Origin of the sequence: Croceibacterium mercuriale (genome assembly GCF_000802385.1) — a bacterium.
GTDB classification, from domain to species: Bacteria; Pseudomonadota; Alphaproteobacteria; order Sphingomonadales; family Sphingomonadaceae; genus Croceibacterium; species Croceibacterium mercuriale.
Genome location: NZ_JTDN01000002.1, coordinates 720,155 through 739,211, shown reverse-complemented (window position 1 = coordinate 739,211; position 19,057 = coordinate 720,155). Strand labels below are relative to the sequence as shown.

Here is a 19,057-nt window from a genome sequence, read left to right as displayed (position 1 = left end):
GGAGACAGGCAATGGCGTTTGCTGGTGGATGCCGCTGTGGCGCGGTGCGTTACACGGCCGATGTGACGGATCCGGAACACCACGCGATCTGCCATTGCACCGATTGCCGCACCAGCAGCGGGGCGCCGATGATGGCCTGGCTGGCGGTGCCGGAAGACAGCTTCCGCGTGACCGACGGAGCGGCAACCCGGTTCGAGGGCACACCCGGGGCCGAGCGCTTCTTCTGCAACCAGTGTGGCACCGGGCTGTATTACCGCAATGCGGAAATGCTGCCCGGCATCATCGACATCCAGTCGGCCACGCTGGACGATGCCGCCACGCTGGTGCCGGCGGTGCAGATCCAGTGTGCGGAGCGGCTGGACTGGGTCGGTGCGATCGACACCATGCCGACCTTCGATCGCTACCCGGGCTAGGCGGCGCGGCTATCCCGGTCTGATGGCGCAAGTTGCGCCATCAGCTCCACGATCCGTCTGGCGCTCTGCCCGTCGCCGAAGGGATTGTGCGCACGGGCCATGGTGGTGTGGGCCGCGGCGTCGTCCAGCAGGCGGTTCGCCTCGGCCAGGATGATGTCGGGATCGGTGCCCACCAGCCGCGCAGTGCCGGCCTCGATCCCCTCCGGACGCTCGGTCGTCTCGCGCAGGACCAGCACCGGCGTGCCCAGAGCAGGCGCCTCCTCCTGCACGCCACCGCTGTCGGTCAGCACCAGATGCGCCACGTCCAGCAGGTGGACGAAAGCGGGATAGTCCAACGGCTCCACCAATGCCACGTTGGGCAGATCGCCCAGCTGCTGCTGCATCGCGGAGCGGGCTAGCGGATTGTGGTGCAGCGGGGCGATCAGCGCCACGTCCGGCCGCGTGGCCAGCCCAGCCAGTGCCGTCGCGATGCCACCCATCCCCGCACCCCAGTTCTCCCGCCGGTGGCAGGTCACCGCCACGATCCGCTGTTCAGCGAACCGGGCCTGCAACTGTCGGATCGGACCGGCCAGTGCCGGCTCCGCCGCCAGCCGGGCGCGGACCCAGTGCAGCGCATCGACCACGGTATTGCCGGTGACATGGACCGCTGTTGCCGCGGCATTCTCCGCCCGCAGCGCCGCGGCTGCCCGTTCGGTCGGTGCGCAATGCAGCGCGGCGAGCGTGGTGATGATGCGACGGTTCACCTCCTCCGGCCAGGGCTGATGGATGTCGCCGCTGCGCAGGCCGGCCTCCACATGCACCACCGGGATGCGCCGGTGATAGGCGGCCAGCGCGCCGGCCATGGCACTGGCGGTGTCGCCCTGCACCACCACCAGGTCGGGCGATTCGCGGTCCAGCACCGCGCCCGTGCCGGTCAGCAGCCGGGCGACCAGCTGGTCCAGCGACTGGCCCGGCTGCAGCACGGCCAGATCATGATCGGGCCGGATGCCGGCCAGCGCCAGCACCCCGTCCAGCATCGCCCGGTGTTGCCCTGTGACACAGATGCGGCTGGCGAACCGGTCATCGGCTGCCAGCGCATGCAGCAGGGGGAACAGCTTGATCGCTTCGGGCCGGGTGCCGAAGACAGCGAGGACGCGGCGGGGACGGGACATGCCCGCCCCCTGCCAGAGCAGCCGGCCGAATGCGACCCGCTCAGCGGATGACGGCGCTGCCGTCTACCGGCTGCGTACCGGCGGCATCGTCGCTCTCGAACGGGACGTCCTCTGCCGGGGGCGCGGGGGGACGCTGCGAGGGATCGGTCACACCGGCCGGGGCGGCGGAGGGATCGGCCGCGGCGGGCGTTTCGCCTTCCTGCGCCACCCGCTGGCGCTCGAGAATAATCGCTTCCTGCTCCTCGACCCGCGCCTGCGTGGCAGCAGCCTCGGAGTCGATGGTGGCCAGCCGCTCCGCTCGCTCCTGCTCGATCAGCTGGCTGAAGCGCACGCCGGACCCGGCGCGCCGTTCGGCATACGCAGCCTCGATCAGTTGCGGCGTGCAGCCCAGCTCCGCGCCGGTCCCGACGGTGGAGCAGGACAGCGGGCCGAAATCGCCCACCGTCTCGAAAGCCTGCACGCGGCTGGCCCAGGCCTCGTTGGCCGGGTCCTGGCTCTGGCGCAGGCGCTCCGGAATACGGAACCGCTCCGACTCGTCCAGGCGGGCGCAGACGGTGATCTCGTCCGCGCTGGAGCGGGGACACTCGTCCTCGCCATAGATGATCACCGTATTGACCCGGTCGCCGGCATTGTCCTGCGCAGCGGCGGGCAGCGGCAACGCGGCAAGGCCGAAAGGGGCGGCAAGCAGGGCGATCAGCGAACGGTTCATGGTACGGTTTCCTGCGAGACCGGCAGGCATCTGCCGGCGACGGTAAAATGATGGCGCTTCATCTCCCTAACCGGATTTGAAGCAGGCCGGTTCCCCCGGCAAACGTATCAAATCCGTTCCGACAGCCGGATCGCCGCGCGGCAGCCGAAGCGGATCGCGGCATGCAGCAACGGATAGGCCGGCGCCCGCTCCGCCCCGGCGGCGATCGCGGCATCGTGATGCTCGCGCTCGTCATCGCGGAAGCGTTCGATCATCCCTTCCAGCTCCGGGTCGGCATCGCCGGCGGCGCGATCCTGTGCCAGCTGGCCGAGTTGCGCGGTATAATGCCGGTCGATCTCCTGCTCCACCGCGGCAGTGCAGGCCATTGCGGCTTCCGGGCCGATCAGCGCGGTGACCGCCCCCAGCGCATAGCCGGCGGCGGACCAGAAGGGCTGCAGGGCGGTGGGCCGCACGCCGCGGCGGGCGAGCAGCGCATCGAACTGCGCACGATGCTGCGCCTCCTGCTCGGCCATGCCGCGGATCTCCGCCGACAAGGGCGAATGCTCGCCCATCACCGCCAGCTGCCCGGCATAGATGCGCGTGGCGCCGAACTCGCCGGCCTGGTCGACGCGGATCATCCGCTCGCGCTCCGCCTTCACCGTGTCGCTCATGGGGTCGGTCATGGTCGCTCCCTCAGGCCCAGCAGCCGGAACAGGCCGAGGCCCGCCAGCATGGAATACAGTGCGTTCCAGCCGGCCAGCGAAACGCCCAGCAGGGTCCACGGGGCCACGTCGCAGCGCACCAGCGGCGCCGCCATGATGGCGGCCAGCGGATCGGTGCCGCCGGCCAGCCCGGTCGGTTGCGCGCAGGTGGTGATGCCCGGCCACCAGCCATATTCCACGCCCGCATGGAAGCCGCCGATCACGCCGGACAGGCAGATCGCCAGCGCAGCCAGCGCCAGCAGGCCCGCGCGCAGGCGATGCAACGGCAGCGCCGCCAGGGCCAGCGCCAGTGCGGCCAGATGGGCATAACGCTGCCACCAGCACATCTCGCACGGGGGCAGGCCACCCGCATATTGGGACAGCCACGCGCCCGCCAGCGCCAGCGCGGGCACTGCGATCGCCAGACGCTGTGCAAGGCGCAGGTTGGACGTCACGCCGACCGCCTGCCTGTCACCGCCGCGCGGTCAGCACGCCCGCGCCGGTGCGGCGCAGCGTCTTCAGCGCATAATCGAGCTGGAAGTCCTCGATCCCCTGCGTGGCCAGCTCCTCCGCCGTGGCGGTGAAGCGGGGATCGACCTGGCGGTCGGTCTCGAGCGCCTCGTCCTCCAGATCGACCTCATTCACCAGATGGCGGCGCAGGTCGCTTTCGCGCATGGCATACTGGCTGCGGGTGGCGGCGTCGGGATCGGACAGCTGCGGCACCCGGATGTCGGGCTTGATCCCGCCTTCCTGCACGGATCGGCCGGAGGGCGTGTAGTAGCGCGCCGTGGTCAGCTTCAGCGCCGCATCCTGTGCCAGCGGCAGCAGCGTCTGCACGCTGCCCTTGCCGAAGGAACGCTCGCCCATGATCAGCGCGCGATGCTGGTCCTGCAACGCGCCGGCGACGATCTCGCTGGCGCTGGCGGAGCCGACATCGATCAGCACGATCATCGGCACGCCGGCGGCGGCGTCGCCGCGATAGACGGTCTCGGACTCGTAATAGATCGTGTCCGCCCGGTTGCGCCCGCGCTGCGACACGATCTGGCCCTTGTCCAGGAACAGGTCCGACAGGGCAACGGCCTCGTCCAGCGATCCGCCGGGATTGCGACGCAGGTCCAGCACCAGGCCGGCCAGCGTGCCGCCCGCCTGCGTGCGCAGGGCGTTCAGCGCGGAATTGACATCCGCGCCGACATCGCGGCTGAACTCGTTCACGCTGATATAGCCGATCCGGCCGTCCTTCAGCTCGTGAGTGACGGGCTCCAGCTCGATCAGGCCGCGGGTCACGGTCACGTCGAACGGCGCGTCACGTCCGGCGCGGAAGATCGACAGGCGGATGGACGTACCTGCCCCGCCACGCATCTGCTGCACCGCCTCGTCCAGTTCCAGCCCGTAGATCAGCCGGCCATCGATATGGGTGATGTAGTCGCCCGCCTTGATGCCGGCCGCCTCCGCCGGGCTGCCCTTGAACGGGGACACGACCTTCACCGCGCCATCATCCAGCTGCACCGAAATGCCCAGACCCTGGTAATTGCCGTCGATCATCGTCTCCAGCCGCTGCAGCGCGGTACCGTCGAGATAGGCGGAGTGCGGGTCGAGCGCGGCCAGCATCCCGTCGATCGCGCCGCGGATCAGCACCTCGTCCGTCACCGGCTCCACATAGGAGGCCTTGATCCGCTGATAGGTGGCGAACAGCTTGGCGAATTCGGGCGAGGCGCGCCCCTCCACCTGCGCGAAGCCGGCCGTCGTGGCAGGCAGCAGGGCCACCGCGCACAGGAGGGCGGCAGCGCGCAACGGGCGGGCGAGACTCATGCGGGCGGGCTTTCTGGGGTGCGACACGATTGCCAATCTAAGCGCGAAGCGTGCTGAACGCCAGATGAGGGGTGGTGTTGATGCCGATCATGTGGTGACGGGTCGGTAATGCTCGATGGCGGCAAGCGCCTCACTGAAACTTCGGTCCGTGCCGGTCATGTAGATCGCAATGTCGCCACCAGTCAGCCGACGGTTGCCGGGCAGGGAGGCAAGCAGGCGCTTGGCTGGGTAGCGCGATGGATCGTGCAGGCGCAGAATGATCGCCTTCTGCCGCTGCAGGTTCCAGACTTTCACCTCTTCGATCTCCGACCAGGGTATGGTCTGGCTGGCCCAGGCATTGCAGCGAATCCCAGCCGCCCCGATACTGAGGTGCTCCCCCGCCTTGACCAATCGTCTGATTATTTCGGCACTGGCGATCGCGCCCATCAGCACATTGAGCCAGCCAACCGCCACAACAACAGCCTTGGGGTACCGCTCGCTACTCGGCGGCTGCCCGATGATCTCCGCCATCCACAAACCGCCGACGACCAGCGTGCCACAGGCGAGCAGCGCGAGCATCAGTCGGCCCCGGGAGTAGCGGGCGACAAAATCAGGCTCCGACATCACGCTTCTCCCCGTTGGCTGGCACTAGATGTCTGCTGCCGCTACCCGCTGCGATGATACGGATGCCCGGCGATGATGGTCGTCGCGCGGTACAGCTGCTCCATGAGCATGGCGCGGGCCAGCAGGTGCGGCCAGGTGGCGGCGCCGAAGGCCAGCAGCAGGTCCGCCCCGGCGCGCCCGTCATCGCCATGGCCGTCCGCCGCGCCCAGTTCGAACCGGCATTCGCGCACGCCGCCATCGCGCCACTGGCCCAGCTGGGCGGCCAGCGCCTCGCTGGTCAGCTGACGGCCGCGCTCGTCCAGCAGCACGCGGCGAACGGGTGTGGCGGGATCGGGCACCCGGCCGCCACGCTCCGGCAGTTCTGTCAGCTTCAGCGGCCAGGCGATCCGCTGTGCATAGCGATCGACCAGCTCGCCTTCGGGCGAGCGGGCGATCTTGCCGCGGGCGATCACGTGCAGGAGCATGGGACTACCCCCGGCAGATGGCCCTCAGGCCCGGCCCACCATCGAGGAGGCGGAGCCTTCGTCACCGAAGCCCCACATGCGTTCCAGGTTGTAGAACGAGCGGACTTCCGGGCGGAACAGGTGGACCACCACGTCGCCGGCATCGATCAGCACCCAGTCGGCCGCGGGCAGGCCTTCGATGCGGCTGTTGCCGTGGCCTTCCTTCTTCATGCGCTCGGCAATCTTCTGCGCCATGGCGGCGACCTGCCGCGTGGAGCGGCCGGACGCGATCACCATGTGATCGGCGATGGAGCTCTTGCCGGCAAGCGGGATGGAGACGACGTCCTGCGCCTGATCCTCGTCCAGCTGGTGCAGGACAAGCGCGTGGATGGAGCCGGGTTCGGCCTCGATGGCCAGGGGGGCGGTGTCAGACATGGTGGAAAGCGGTGCGGACACGGCCGATGCGCCGGCAGGGCCGGACTGTTCGTAAGGCTGTGTCATCGCAGCGTTTCATGCTCCTTTGCAGTGGTGGTGATCGCACAGGCGACGGAAGGCAGACCGGATGGTCACCGGGGCTGCACCTCTGGCTGGGCGGGGTCGTGGATGGGGCGGTGCGTCAGCTGATCCCGCAGGTCCGCACCAGAGATGGGGCGGGCATGGCGCGCGGTCCAGTCCGGATCCGACAGGCGGACCATGGTGGCCGATCGCGGATCGGGATCGAAACGCAGCTCTATCAGCGCAGGTGCGCTCCATTCACGCCGGCGTTGCGACTTCGCGTCGCGAAGGCTGGCGGCAGGCAGCCGGTGAAGCCGCAACCAGGCCATCGCGGGGCTCGCGATTGCCTTGCTATCATAGCCGGGGCGGGCAATCACCGCAATCGGCATTTGCCGGGCGATCCGCCGCCATTGCCGCCAGCGATGGAACTGCGCCAGATTGTCCGCCCCCATCAGCCACACGAAGCGCCGCTTGGGGTAGCGGCGCAGCAGCGCCGCCAGCGTATCGGCGGTGAACACGGTGCCCAGCTCCCGCTCGATCGCGGTGACGGTGATGGGCGCCCGCCGCGCCTGCGCCCGGGCGGAGCGGTAGCGGGTGGCAAGCGGCGCCATGCCGGCACGGGGCTTCAGCGGATTGCCGGGGGACACCAGCCACCACACCTCGTCCAGCCCCAGCGCATCCTTCGCAAACAGCGAGATGCGCCGGTGCCCGCCGTGCGCGGGGTTGAAGCTGCCGCCCAGCAGGCCCGTGACCGGGCCGTGGCGCTGCATCAGGCGCGCGCCTGCCCGCTGCCGCGCACCTGCCACTTGTAGGTCGTCAGCCCCTCCAGCGCGACCGGGCCGCGGGCGTGCAAGCGGCCGGTGGCAATGCCGATTTCCGCACCCAGGCCGAATTCGCCGCCATCGGCGAACTGGCTGGAGGCGTTGGCCATCACGATGGCGCTGTCCACGCGGGCCAGAAACGCCTCGGCCACGGCATCGTCGCCGGTGATGATGGCATCGGTATGTCCGCTGGAATGGCGGGCGATATGCGCCAGCGCCTGCTCCAGCCCGTCCACCACCGCGACCGACAGGACGGCATCGAGATATTCGGTGTCCCAGTCATTGGCGGATGCCGGCTGGATGCGCGAATCGATCGCCTGTGCCCGCGCATCGCCGCGCAGGGTGCAGCCGCCATCCAGCAACGCGGCGACCACGCCGGCGCTGTCGGGGAAGGCAGCGTCCAGCAGCAGCGTCTCCATCGCGCCGCAGATGCCGGTGCGGCGCATCTTGGCGTTCAGCGTCACCGCCCGCGCCATGGCCGGGTCGGCGGCATGGTGGACATAGGTGTGACAGATGCCGTCCAGATGGGCGAGCACGGGCACCCGCGCATCGGCCTGCACCCGTGCGACCAGCCCCTTGCCGCCACGCGGGATGATCATGTCGATCAGGCCGGCCGCCCCCAGCATGGCGCCCACGGCGGCACGGTCCTGCGTCGGCAGCAGCTGCACGGCGGCGGCGGGCACGCCCTCGGCCGCCAGCCCTGCGGCGAAAGCCGCATGGATCGCACGGTTGGTGTTCACCGCCTCGCTCCCCCCGCGCAGCAGCGCGGCATTGCCGCTCATCACGCAGAGCGCCGCCGCATCGGCGGTGACGTTGGGGCGGGATTCGTAGATGATGCCGATCAGCCCGATCGGCACGCGTACGCGCGACAGGGCCATGCCGGCGGGCGCCTCGCTGCGGTCGATCACCTGCCCGACCGGATCCGGCAGGCCGGCGACCGCCTCCACCGCTGCGGCAATGCCGGCCAGGCGGCCCGCGTCCAGCCGCAGGCGGTCCAGCATGGCGCCACTGGTGCCGTTCGCCTCTGCCGCGGCGCAATCCTGCGCGTTGGCCGCCAGGATCGCCGGCGCGGCATCGCGCAGCGCGGCGGCGGCGGTGCGCAGCGCGCGCGCCTTGGCCCCGCTGTCCAGCAGGGCAAGCTGGCCCTGCGCGGCGCGGCCGGCGCGGGCGAGGTCCTCCACCAGCTGCGTTACTGTGTCAGGGCGGGTCTGCTGGGCATGGGTCGACATGGGGTGCCGTGTATCAGCCGCCCGCCACCCTGTCAGGGCGATTCTGCCGCACGCCTGGCCTGCATTCCGGTTCCCGGAGGCTGCAGAAAAAATCCTTATGGCGGATCGCTTCATCCCATAGCGGTGTCAGCTGACCCGTTTTCGACGGTGCTGCCGGTCGACTCCGCGGCCGCCCTGTGCGTAGCGGCACGGCAGACGGGGGTCGCAATTTCCAACGGGATCAAACTCTTGCTTCAGCACACGAGCCGCAAGGCACCGCGTATCCAGCACCTGTTCGCCCCGCGCGAAGTCACTTTCCGCACTGGCGCGCCCGATGCCGGCAAGGTCCGGACCCTGCGCCTGTCCACCCGCAAGCAGGTCGTGCTGGCTGGCGTGACCGGCGCATTGGCGCTCGGCTGGCTGGGCTCGCTGGCGGCGCTGGCGACCAGCCGGATCGAGACCGAGCAGCACCAGGCCCGCCTCGCCGACCGCGAAGCCGCGGTGACCGACGATGCGACGCAGGTCGCCCGCTGGCGTGCCGAGATGGACCGCGTGGCGCAGGACCTGCAACAGCGGCAGGAGCTGCTGGAAACCGTCGCCGGCATGCTGCCCGCCGATGCCGTCGCCGACCAGGAGGCCGCCTCCGCCGGCCGCGTGGACGAGGCGAGCGGCCGGGCGCAACGCGTGGGTGCCGCACTGCCGGAGGGTGCGGCGCTGCTGCGGCTGGAACAGCGGCAGCTGGCGCTGGCAGCGCGGCTCACCCGCTATGCCGAGACCCGCGCCGATCGGGCCGAAAGCGCGATCCGTGCGCTGGGCGTGGATCCGCGCACGGTGCGCGCCAGCCTGAGCCGCGACGACCAGCTGGCCATGGGTGGTCCGCTGGAAAGCTTCAGCAGCAGCGCCGACGGTGCCTTGAGCGCTCGGTTCGAACGGCTGGGCACCAGCCTGACCCGCATGGCGGAGCTGGAACGCTCCATGACCCGCGTGCCGCAGGTGATGCCGGTGGCCGGCGCGCGCTTCTCCTCTTCCTTCGGCTATCGTCGCGACCCGTTCCACGGCACCGCCGCGCTGCATGCCGGCCTGGACTTCGCCGCCCCGCAAGGCTCACCCGTGCTGGCGACCGCCAACGGCCGGGTCAGCTTCGTCGGCACCAAGGGCGGCTATGGCCGCACGGTGGAGATCACCCACGGCAACGGGTTGATGACGCGATATGGTCACCTGTCCGGCTGGAAGGCAAAGGTCGGCGATCGTGTGGCGGCCGGCGACCAGGTCGGCATGCTGGGCAGCACCGGCCGCTCCACCGGCCCGCACCTGCACTTCGAGGTCCGCGTGCACGGCCGCGCCGTGAACCCCCTCCCCTTCCTGCAACACGCCCCCACCCTGCTGGCAGGCGTGCGGGAAGACTGATCCTGCCGCGTTCGGTGTGCTTGTCAATTAGGGACTGATCGGCTGGTTTGAGTGAGCCGGTACGAAGGCTCTAACCCGTTGATTGTACTCACTTCCAGTGCGCGTGGCGAGGCCGTCGGCCGTGAGACTGCTAAGCCCGAACTTGCCTAAGTTCCGCGAATGTTGTGGATCGGCGTGCAAAAAGGACCCCCTTAGCGGGGTGATCGGCGTCCAAAAGGGACCCCTCATTTCGATGGTTTAGACAGCGGCCTGGGTATTCTCAGGCGGCGAGATCGGGATGTTGGTGGTGGAGACTGTGGTTCGGGTTCGGCGTGAGTACGCCGGCGGCAAGCCGATCAAGGCGATCGCGCGGGATCTTCGATTGTCGCGCAAGGTGGTGCGCAAGGCGATCCGGGCACCGGAAGGTTCGTTCGACTATCATCGCTCGGTGCAACCGCTGCCGCGGATCGGACCGTTCCAGGAGCGGCTCGATACGCTGCTGGCCGAGAACGAGGCGCGCCCGCGTCGCGATCGGCTGCGGATGACGCGGATCCATGATCTGCTGCTACGCGAAGGCTTCGAGGGATCGTACGATGCGGCCCGGCGCTACGCCACGCGCTGGGCCGAGGCGCGGCGCAAGGATCCCGGCGCCGGCGTAGCGGCATTTATCCCGCTGCTGTTCAGGCAGGGCGAGGCGTACCAGTTCGACTGGAGCCACGAAGATGTGGAGATCGCGGTGACGACCGTGTTCGTCGGCAAGGAACGCGTGTTCAACCGTCGCTTCCTGGTGATGGCGGATCATTAAATGGTCGAGCCGACCGCCTGCTCGCCAGCGGCCGGCTGGGAGAAGGGCCAGGTCGAGCATCAGGTCCAGACGATCCGGGGCCGACTCTTCAAGCCGCGGCCGCGGTTCGCCAGCCTGGAGGAACTGAACGGCTGGCTGGAAGCCGAGTGCCGTCGCTGGGCGGAGATGCATGCGCATCCCGAGCATAAGGAGATGACGGTCGCACTGGCGCTGGAGTTGGAACGGCCCGCGCTGCAGCCGATGCTCGCGGCGTTCGACGGCTTCCACGAGACGCAGCATGCGGTGACCGGGACGTGCCTGATCAGCTTCGATCGGAACCGCTACTCGGTTGCCGCAAAGGCGGTGCGTCGTGCGGTCCAGGTCCGGGCCTATGCCGACCGGATCGTCGTGCGGATGGGCGACGAGGTGATCGCCGATCATCCCCGGTTCTTCGGTCGCGACCGGACGATCTACGACCCCTGGCATTACCTGCCGGTGCTGGTGAACAAGCCCGGCGCGCTGAGGAACGGGGCACCGTTCCAAGGCTGGGATCTACCGCCCGCGCTCGCTCGGCTGCGCCGCAAGCTTGGCAGCGACGACGATGCCGATCGGCGCTTCGTCCGCGTTCTTGCGGCCGTTCTCAGCGATGGCCTGGATGCCGTCGAGGGCGCCGTTCGCGAGGCGCTCGACGCCGGTGCGGTCAGCGACGAGGTGATCCTCAACATCCTGTCACGGCGGCGAGAGCCGCCCCGGCCTGCATCCATCGTCACGTCTGAGGATCTAACGCTGATGCACCCGCCGATCGCCAACTGCGCCCGCTACGACAGCCTGCGAGGCCTTCATGCAGCGGCATGAGATGATCGACGCGATGCGTGGGCTCGGACTCAAGGGCATGGCGGGTGCGTTCGATGAAGCGGTCACCACCGGTGTTCAGCGCAAGCGCACCGCGATGGAGATCCTGAGCGATCTGTTGCGCGCCGAAGGCGCACACCGTCATGCCGCCTCGATCCGCTACCGCATGACGGCTGCCAGGCTGCCGGTCGTAAAGGACCTCGACGCGTTCGTGTTCGAGAACACCCCGATCAACGAGGGGCTGGTGCGCTCGCTTCACGCAGGCTCGTTCCTGCCAGGCCGCCGCAACGTCGTGCTGGTCGGGGGCACGGGCACCGGCAAGACCCACCTGGCCAGCGCGATCGCCGCCAGCGTCATCCGCGCCGGTGCCCGCGGTCGCTACTTCAACACCGTCGATCTGGTGACGCAGCTCGAGGAGGAGACGCGGATCGGCAAGGCCGGCGCGCTCGCGGCCCAGCTGCGCCGCCACGAGCTCGTGGTGCTCGACGAGCTTGGCTATCTGCCGTTCGCCCGCTCGGGTGGCCAGCTGCTGTTCCACCTGATCAGCAAGCTTTACGAGCACACCTCGGTGATCATCACCACCAACCTGACGTTCGGCGAGTGGCCCAGCGTGTTCGGCGATCCCAAGATGACGACCGCGCTGCTCGATCGCATCACCCACCACTGCGACATCGTCGAAACCGGCAACGACAGCTGGCGCTTCAAGAACCGCAGCTGATCTTGGCACGGTAGCCAGAAAGAGCCGTTCGCGGTGCTCGCGCCTCCGGTCGGGCTACGCCCTCCCTACGCCGCGAGCACCGCGAACGGCACCCCATCATCGACATCAGCTCAACGCTGTTAGGGGGTCCCTCTTCGACGCCGATCGGGGGTCCCGGTTCAACGCCTATTTACAATAGAACGCCCGCGAAAGCTCGCCCGCCAATTCGATATCCCGCTCCGCAGCCGTCTCTTGAGTGCTCCACCTAGCGAGTTAGGCTTGGAAAGCTTAATTAGCGCCATCACTATCCTGTGCTTGGCTAGATGTAGATGCCGACATCAAACCCATGGCCGCCACCAGCCACAATCTCTTCATCCCATGCGCCTCAATTGCTTGGAGCAATGCCCGACTTGAAGCCGGGCGAGGTAATCTCTGCACGTGGCACAAGGCAGACCCCGTTCAACCGAGGTCCCGACCCTCATTAAAGCGACAGATCCCATTACCAGACGCCAGACGACACTTACCTGACCAGACGTGCGGGCGTGTCTAATCTACTCTAAGCCCTCCATCGATTAAATTCTTTCGGAAGAAGCGCAATGAATTGCTCCGGCGTACAGTCTCTCAGGTCGTATGTTAAATCGAGTTGCTGGACCACTGTCGCCAGTCGACGAGGCGACCCTGCGCCGGAACCGCCCGCCCCTCGCCGTGGACGTTGCTCATCCTCGCTAAAATACAACTGATAAGCACCCTGTATGAGGGTAGCATTGCCGAATAGGCTCTGACGCGAGGCGAGCTGCTCTACAATTTCGCCGGAACCAGCAAGAGGCGGCCCGTCGGCATTCCGCGATTTCAGCAGGATCTTGCCGTACTCGCCGTGCAGACTGACCGCCATCCACGCCATTCGAACCAGATGCCGGTAATACTTCGTATGCGAAAACGCGGCGTCGAGGATGTACGCTTCATCCCGGCGAGGCCGGCGGAGATCGCCCCCGCCGGCGGCACAAAGCTGATCGAAGAACCGGAGGGAAAGCCAATTCCATAGTTGGTAATCTCTTGGAAGCGTGTTCTGCTTTAATGGAGCCAGCAAGTCCCTCAGCCATATGCCAAACCTGAAGCGGTCGCTTAAAGCGTCCTCTGGCAGGTCAGGCGGTAGCACCACCCCGCCTGCGACCGATTCCGAGAAAACCGGGTCTGTTAGCAGATCGGACGGGGGCTGATCCTTCGCCCCATTGCGGATCCGCTCGATATAATCCCGAAAGTGATTAATTCCCTCGTCAGTGAGCCTGCGCAATGGTTCAGTCATTGTTTGACCCTTCCTGCTGGTCACCAAACCCCTCGGTACGCGTGGCAAACCGCTGCTGGGTCGCAAAACTCTGGCAGGCGTTCAGTACAAGAATGCGTCGCTCCTCGGCATCGAGCCGCTCCTCCGGCTCAATTCCCGTGGCAGCCCGGTACCAGGTCAGCCAATCATCGACCCACTCGTCGTCCTCCGTACCGGGGCCCTCTGGATCGAGCAGCCTGTCGAGGATCAGTGCGATGGCGGCAGGCAGGATCGCTCCCTGAATGAGCGGATCGCTCTTAAGCCGGACAAGTGCATTCGGAACCCGGCTGTTCAGGACCAAGACCGGGCGGGCGTCAGGCGGCATATCGAGCTGCCATACCAGCTCGCCAAGATCGCGTGACTCAACTGGGAGGAGCGAGCGCCGCTTGTCGTCACCCTCGACAGAGTTGACAGGACTGATCGCTCTGGCGGCAGCCAGAATCCGGCCGATGTTCTCACTTTCGTCCACGACTTTCACATCGAATAGAACGGGAGATCCAGCGTCGATATCGACAAGTCCGGTGTCAGACGGCGCCCGAAGAGTAGCTACGGTGCCATAGTCGAACCGCATGAAGGAGGACCTCGCGTAAGGCTCGACATAGACCCTCGCGTTCGCTGGCAGGTTCATGTCGTCAAGCCCTGTCAGCTCGGCCGAGAAGCGGCGGGTACCTCCGGCGACTGCCGGATCTTCGATCCTGATAGTGACCTGATCCAGCGTCAGCTTTCTGCGCCCGGTCGAGTTGATCGTCCGCTTCATGCCCTTACCCTGTTCGACTGGACGATAACATCGCGATTGGGATCGAAGCCGCTCACGGTAACACTGAAATCGGGAGCATCAGCCTCGATCAGCAGGACATTGTCAGCGGCAGGCTGGCTGGTGGCTCCATCAGCCTGAATCCTGATGTCGGTTGCCCCGGCCAGACTGAAATCGTTGCGATCGTACCGCTTAAAAGCATCGCCGCGGGCAATCGCGTAAGCCATCCGAACATTGATGGACATCGGCATCTCGGAAATTGCGCTCTCGCCCGCTCCCTTCACTGTGAAGCCGCCCACATTGGGAATGATCCGATACGGTCGTGGCGTCGGCTCCGGAGGGGTTGGAGACGGAGGACTGATTGGGTTTGGAACCTTCCGCTTTTTTGCCGTGGCAGGCCTCGGAATGTTCAGAAGGGAAATCAGCGCGTCCGGATCAATGATGTTCTCCGAGTTGCCGACTAGCTGATCCAGCTTCCGGGCACTGTGGCGAATTTTTGGCAGTGTTGAACCGGGGGTTCGCCAACGGGCCATCAGCTTCTCCGCGCGTCCGTTCCAACTGGTGTGAGCAGGATTCTCTGCGTCGCGCAGAAAGGAACTGACGACCTTGTCCGAAGCTACCACAGCCGCGAAAACCTGCGGGTTTGTGAAGTAGCTGGCCTCATTCGGGACGGTGATCGAATTCCGAATGAACAGCGGTACCGGACTGGCACCGGCCGGGGCCGGTTGCAGAAAAACATCGAAGCTTCCTGTTAGCCGGCCTTCAGCAATTGAGTTGCAGGCAATTGGCAGGCGGAAATGAAGTAACTCTCCACGCAGATATCGCGCGCGCAACTCCTGAACGAGAGCCGCGTCCAGCACAGCTTCCAGCCCGGCAGAGCTATCCCAGCCATCCGGTACATTGACCGGTGCATCCGCGGTCCTGGAGGCATCCAGCGCCTTGATGAAGGCAATCATGTAACCATCTTTCAGAACTGGCGCCGGATACCGTTCTGCCAGCTGCTCAAGTGTCCCCGCCGAGATAGTTTCATCGCCAATCTGGATGATCAGTTCGCCCGTCAGGATCGGAAAGAAGTAGTGCTCGATCACAAAGGGGATCAGCGCCTCACCGGTGATCTCCTCGCGGGGGAACGGGATCGCGATAGACAGGCCTGGCTGATCTGTACGCGCGAGTCCGGTCGCGCGACGAAACCTCTCTACCGTTCCGTCATCAAACACCGGCACCTGGATGCCGTCCTGCCCGAGGTCGCAGAAGAAGCCATGAGGCACGTAGCGTTTGTCATCGAGCACATGCGTGCTGAGGATCGTCTGCCCCATCAGCTTGGGGCTTCGCGAACCGTCGTCACTTCTGATCGTTAGTCCGAAGAAGCATCGGAGGGCTGACGAAACTGGGAAGACCAGCTTTCCCAAGCCCCAGCTGCCGCCCTTGCCGCTACTCTTGTGTGACTTGCCAACGCGGCGCCAGAAATCGGAGAACTCACGTTCATCGCGCTCCTCGGTAGCTCCACGCAGGCCTGTGGTCCCGAAATCCTCGATCAGCAGAAAGCGAGGGGCGTCCAGCCTAATGCCCTCGATCGAGACGCCACTGGCTTCCAGATGGTGGCGAAAGCCGGTAAACAACTCCTGCCAGAACTCCGGATCGGCGGTGCTGTCATGAAATGCGATGCGCACCCGAAGTGGCTGATCAAAGTCCGGCGCCCGGGCATCCATAACATTCTGGAGTGCTTCCCTGACCAAAGTCGCGGTCAGGGGCACCTTGTCGGTGTCAAACTGGTCCTTCTGCGTCAGCTCCTGCTCGACGTCTCCAGGCCTGATTTCTTGAAAATGTAGTTGCATCCAAACTCCGCCAAGTCACCACTTCTGCACTATCCTCAGACAAGAAAGCGGAATGTTGGGCCGATCACAAGGAGATCGTTAGCACAGGCCAAAACACCGAGCTTTTATCCTGCTAGTGGCAGAAGTCGCACATCGCCGATAAAGCTCTCGAGCGTTTGAAGGTGAGGCCGAACACCCTTGGGGAACGTGTCGACGATACCCGCCGGCACCACGAGCTGCACACCCGCATTCGTCATCTCACGAAACTGCGGCTCCGACACACCCTCCTGTAACGTCAGCAGGTGCTTGGCAGGTATACGATCAGCTTCGTTGAGGATTTGCCGCCAGCGATCCTTGCACGTCGTTTTAACCGCCAGCATTCGGAGCCGGTCAGCTGGGAAATTGGCATCACGATAGGCCGTCACTGACGGAAACAGGAAGTCCGGCCGCTTGCCGGCCTCGGACTCCGGCTGATGGGCAAAGTGTGTGCCCTCAACCAACCGCTCCTCCATGAAGATCGCGCGGGTATGCAACTCCAGCGATCGGCCCGACCTGGCCTTGCGGCGCTGGAGGATGGTCTGGGCGCGGGCGATGAAGTCGTCCACCGTTCCGAAGCCAGCCTGAATAAATGGCAGTTCAATCGCCTGCTCAACGCTGCGGAAAATCTCGAACTCGCAATCGCGGCGACGCATCAGCCGCTTGTCGGGATCAAGGCCGGCATCTGCGCGCAGCTCGACCGCTTTGCGGATAATGTCAGCACCGGATGGAAACCCTATACGCCATGCTGCCGGGATTTCATCATCAGCCAGCCAGCAGCTCGCGCGCCCCGCTGGCGCCTGCAACAGATCAAGCAAGCCATCCTGCACCCGCGGCCACAACAGCCACTTGCCCGGCTCCACCGGTCCGACCCGGTCCTCGAGAAGATCCTCTTCCGTCTCATGCCGGCAGACCCAAACGTGGCAGTCGGGCACCGCGGCCGGATCGACCTTGCTGAAGGCGAAAATTGTCAGCGCGCCGGTGCTTTCGGGATCAAGCAGCGCGGAGGCCTGCCCACCGAAGTTGGTCAGCCGTGTCTCGTTGCGACCGCCCTTGGGATTGCCGTGCAGCTTGTTGTTGTACCAGACCGCCCGGACCCGCTGGTGATCGGGATGGGAGTCCACGTAGAGGTCGAACCATACGTCCGGGTTCTTCACTGCCGGCTTATTGAGCATCGGGAAGAGGTCGAACAGGACTTCGCGCGGGATATAGGGTCCAGCCTGATGGCTGTCGTTCGCCAGAGTGTCGTTGCTGGACAGGCGCTTCACATACCAGACGAACCCCGGTCCGCCGTACTCATCCAGCCACTCGACAAGATCACCCATCGGCACGATCCGTCCCCCTGATTTCGCCATGCCGCTGATCGGAGCGCAGCCAGTCGGCCGCGAGCGACACGACGGCATCAGCCCCGATCCTGCCAGGACCTTTGATTGCACATTCCCAGATTTTGAGCACGCGCCATCCGGCATGGTCAAGCGCGACTTCTACTTCGGCATCGCGCTCCTGGTTGCGGCCGATCTTCTGCCGCCAGAACTCCTGCCGGGTGCCCGGCCAGCGAAACAGCGAGCAATCATGGGCGTGCCAGAAGCAGCCATGGACGAAGACAACCGCACGCCAGCGCGGCAGCACCATGTCGGGCTTCCCGGGTAGTGCGCGGTCGTGCAGTTTGAAGCGAAAGCCGGCGGCATGAAGGCCGCTCCGCACCACCAGCTCGGGTTTGGTGTTCTTCCCCTTGATCCCGGCCATCATGCGGCTGCGCGTCGCCGGGTCGACTATATCACCCGGCAAGTGCCAGCTTTCGCTGGAGCCGCTCCGGTTCGATCTCCGCAGGGTCAAGCAGCCATGGCAGCATATGCTCGGCTACAGCCTTCACCACCGGCACCACGACGGCGTTGCCGAACTGGCGATAGGCCTGCGTATCGGACACCGGGATAATGAAGTCGCGACCGTCCGGCTCATCAAATCCCATCAGCCGGGCACATTCGCGCGGCGTCAGGCGACGGGGGTTCTTTCCCTTCTGCTCGACAAGGATTTCCGATCCGTCCTTGTAGTAGCGCGCTGACAGGGTGCGAGCGACGTCGTTCGGACCAACCAGCCCGAAACCAAAGCCATTGCCGGCCGCCTTGTGCTTGTCGGCATAGCCCTGAAGATAAGCCCATAGCTTGTCTGTCAGAGTGTACTTCTCGGACACCGAAGCGATATTCCCGCGTGTGTAGGGGGCGTCCAGTTCCTCCGTGCCATCCTCGGGATGCAGGATGGTGCCCAGCTTGGGCCCGTTAAGCGGGTCGGGCAGCACGAGGTCGGCGAAGGTGAAATCGTTGGAATCGCGGAAGCCAACGATGAAGATGCGCTCACGCTGCTGGGGTACGAAGGCCTTGGAATTAATGACTTTCCAATGGACCTGATAGCCCAGCTCCTCGGTCAACGTACGGTGAATGACCTCGAACGTCCGGCCCTTGTCGTGATTGATCAGATTCTTGACGTTCTCCAGCAGGAAGGCCTTGGGCCGGTGGTGCTGTATGATCTTCGCGACATTGAAGAACAGCGTGCCCTGCGTCTCGTCAGCGAAGCCATGCGGCCGATTGAGGGCGTTCTTCTTGGATACGCCGGCAATCGAGAATGGCTGACACGGAAAGCCGGCCAGCAGCAGGTCATGCTCCGGGATGCTTTCCACCGGCACCTCGGTAATGTCACCGGTGACCTCATGCTGCCAGTCGTAGTTGGCGAGATAGGTCTTCTGCGAATGGCGGTCCCACTCGCTGGTGAAGACGCATTCGCCCCATTCATCGAACCCGCGACGCAGGCCGCCAATGCCGGCGAACAGGTCAATGAAGCGAAAGGCCTTGCCCTGCGGCTTTGCCGCCCGGCTCTCCCGGATCATGCTGTCCAGCAGCTTTACCGCAGCACCACGAGGCGGCACGTCGCCGCTTTCCCAGCGATACACCGTCCGGCGCGAGAAGCCCGATGTGGCCGCGAACGCATCGACACTGATGCCGGCGCTGGTGCGAAGGCGGGAGAACTCGGAAACGGCTGAACGCAAGGGTCACCTCTGGGACAATTCGTGCCACTTTGGCGTAGAGC

At 65.9% G+C, this 19,057-nt stretch carries 19 protein-coding genes and 1 pseudogene; 4 read left to right on the top strand and 16 right to left on the bottom strand.

Translation table 11 applies throughout. The annotated features are described in order from the left end of the window. Positions 1–11: 11 nt before the first annotated feature. Entirely contained in the window at positions 12–413 is a 402-nt protein-coding gene (locus PK98_RS13045) for a GFA family protein (RefSeq protein WP_039097273.1), read from the top strand. On the opposite strand, the gene wecB is transcribed toward PK98_RS13045, so the two are convergent. The 10 genes from wecB to PK98_RS12995 form a co-directional block, all read right to left on the bottom strand. Continuing rightward, on the bottom strand, positions 410–1,564 hold the full coding sequence (wecB, locus tag PK98_RS13040) for a non-hydrolyzing UDP-N-acetylglucosamine 2-epimerase (RefSeq protein ID WP_039097272.1): 1,155 nt from the start codon (positions 1,562–1,564) through the stop codon (positions 410–412). The two genes, PK98_RS13045 and wecB, sit on opposite strands and share 4 nt — an antisense overlap. Positions 1,565–1,604: 40 nt before the next feature. Then, positions 1,605–2,273, bottom strand: a complete 669-nt coding sequence (locus PK98_RS13035) for a hypothetical protein (protein WP_152608661.1) — start codon at positions 2,271–2,273, stop codon at positions 1,605–1,607. A 107-nt stretch (positions 2,274–2,380) separates the two neighbouring features. Continuing rightward, a complete protein-coding gene (locus PK98_RS13030) occupies positions 2,381–2,935 on the bottom strand; it encodes a demethoxyubiquinone hydroxylase family protein (protein ID WP_235425511.1) in 555 nt (184 codons plus the stop codon). Then, complete coding sequence (locus PK98_RS13025; protein WP_039097270.1) at positions 2,932–3,408, bottom strand: disulfide bond formation protein B; 477 nt, start codon at positions 3,406–3,408, stop codon at positions 2,932–2,934. The genes PK98_RS13030 and PK98_RS13025 overlap by 4 nt, the downstream gene beginning before the upstream one ends. 16 nt (positions 3,409–3,424) lie before the next feature. Next, a complete protein-coding gene (locus tag PK98_RS13020; protein WP_039097269.1) occupies positions 3,425–4,762 on the bottom strand; it encodes a S41 family peptidase in 1,338 nt (445 codons plus the stop codon). 87 nt (positions 4,763–4,849) lie between these two features. Further along, positions 4,850–5,365 (bottom strand): STM3941 family protein, encoded by a 516-nt coding sequence (locus tag PK98_RS13015; protein ID WP_152608660.1) that lies wholly within the window; start codon positions 5,363–5,365, stop codon positions 4,850–4,852. 41 nt (positions 5,366–5,406) lie between these two features. Next, the gene (locus tag PK98_RS13010; RefSeq protein ID WP_039097267.1) at positions 5,407–5,829 is read right to left on the bottom strand and encodes a 23S rRNA (pseudouridine(1915)-N(3))-methyltransferase RlmH; all 423 of its coding nucleotides are present in this window, start codon (positions 5,827–5,829) and stop codon (positions 5,407–5,409) included. A gap of 24 nt (positions 5,830–5,853) precedes the next feature. Next, the gene (gene rsfS, locus PK98_RS13005) at positions 5,854–6,243 is read right to left on the bottom strand and encodes a ribosome silencing factor (protein ID WP_039097702.1); all 390 of its coding nucleotides are present in this window, start codon (positions 6,241–6,243) and stop codon (positions 5,854–5,856) included. 131 nt (positions 6,244–6,374) lie between these two features. Beyond that, on the bottom strand, positions 6,375–7,073 hold the full coding sequence (locus PK98_RS13000) for a nicotinate-nucleotide adenylyltransferase (RefSeq protein WP_039097701.1): 699 nt from the start codon (positions 7,071–7,073) through the stop codon (positions 6,375–6,377). Beyond that, positions 7,073–8,389: a glutamate-5-semialdehyde dehydrogenase gene (locus PK98_RS12995; RefSeq protein WP_407637631.1), complete on the bottom strand. Its 1,317-nt coding sequence runs from the start codon at positions 8,387–8,389 to the stop codon at positions 7,073–7,075. The genes PK98_RS13000 and PK98_RS12995 overlap by 1 nt, the downstream gene beginning before the upstream one ends. Before the next feature lie 192 nt (positions 8,390–8,581). Between PK98_RS12995 and PK98_RS12990 the strand changes: the two genes are divergently transcribed. From PK98_RS12990 to istB, 3 genes and pseudogenes are all read left to right on the top strand, one after another. Then, positions 8,582–9,739, top strand: coding sequence for a M23 family metallopeptidase (locus tag PK98_RS12990; protein WP_039097265.1), 1,158 nt, complete (start codon positions 8,582–8,584; stop codon positions 9,737–9,739). 277 nt (positions 9,740–10,016) lie between these two features. Next, a pseudogene (locus PK98_RS12985) lies at positions 10,017–11,357 on the top strand (IS21/IS408/IS1162 family transposase). Next, positions 11,344–12,072 carry an IS21-like element helper ATPase IstB gene (gene istB, locus PK98_RS12980; RefSeq protein WP_039097264.1) on the top strand — a complete coding sequence of 243 codons (729 nt, stop codon included), beginning with the start codon at positions 11,344–11,346 and terminating at the stop codon, positions 12,070–12,072. The pseudogene PK98_RS12985 and the gene istB overlap by 14 nt, the downstream one beginning before the upstream one ends. Before the next feature lie 535 nt (positions 12,073–12,607). Here the strand turns inward: istB and PK98_RS12975 are convergent. From PK98_RS12975 to dcm, 6 genes are all read right to left on the bottom strand, one after another. Then, positions 12,608–13,354 (bottom strand): hypothetical protein, encoded by a 747-nt coding sequence (locus PK98_RS12975; RefSeq protein ID WP_152608659.1) that lies wholly within the window; start codon positions 13,352–13,354, stop codon positions 12,608–12,610. Further along, positions 13,347–14,129, bottom strand: coding sequence for a hypothetical protein (locus tag PK98_RS12970; RefSeq protein WP_039097261.1), 783 nt, complete (start codon positions 14,127–14,129; stop codon positions 13,347–13,349). The genes PK98_RS12975 and PK98_RS12970 overlap by 8 nt, the downstream gene beginning before the upstream one ends. Next, a complete protein-coding gene (locus PK98_RS12965) occupies positions 14,126–15,961 on the bottom strand; it encodes a hypothetical protein (RefSeq protein WP_039097260.1) in 1,836 nt (611 codons plus the stop codon). Before PK98_RS12965 ends, PK98_RS12970 begins: the two co-directional genes overlap by 4 nt. Before the next feature lie 104 nt (positions 15,962–16,065). Further along, positions 16,066–17,301, bottom strand: a complete 1,236-nt coding sequence (locus PK98_RS16410) for a type II restriction endonuclease (RefSeq protein WP_200885038.1) — start codon at positions 17,299–17,301, stop codon at positions 16,066–16,068. Next, positions 17,294–17,764, bottom strand: coding sequence for a very short patch repair endonuclease (locus PK98_RS12955; RefSeq protein ID WP_039097259.1), 471 nt, complete (start codon positions 17,762–17,764; stop codon positions 17,294–17,296). Before PK98_RS12955 ends, PK98_RS16410 begins: the two co-directional genes overlap by 8 nt. Beyond that, a complete protein-coding gene (gene dcm / locus PK98_RS12950) occupies positions 17,754–19,016 on the bottom strand; it encodes a DNA (cytosine-5-)-methyltransferase (RefSeq protein ID WP_039097258.1) in 1,263 nt (420 codons plus the stop codon). Before dcm ends, PK98_RS12955 begins: the two co-directional genes overlap by 11 nt. Positions 19,017–19,057 lie beyond the last annotated feature (41 nt).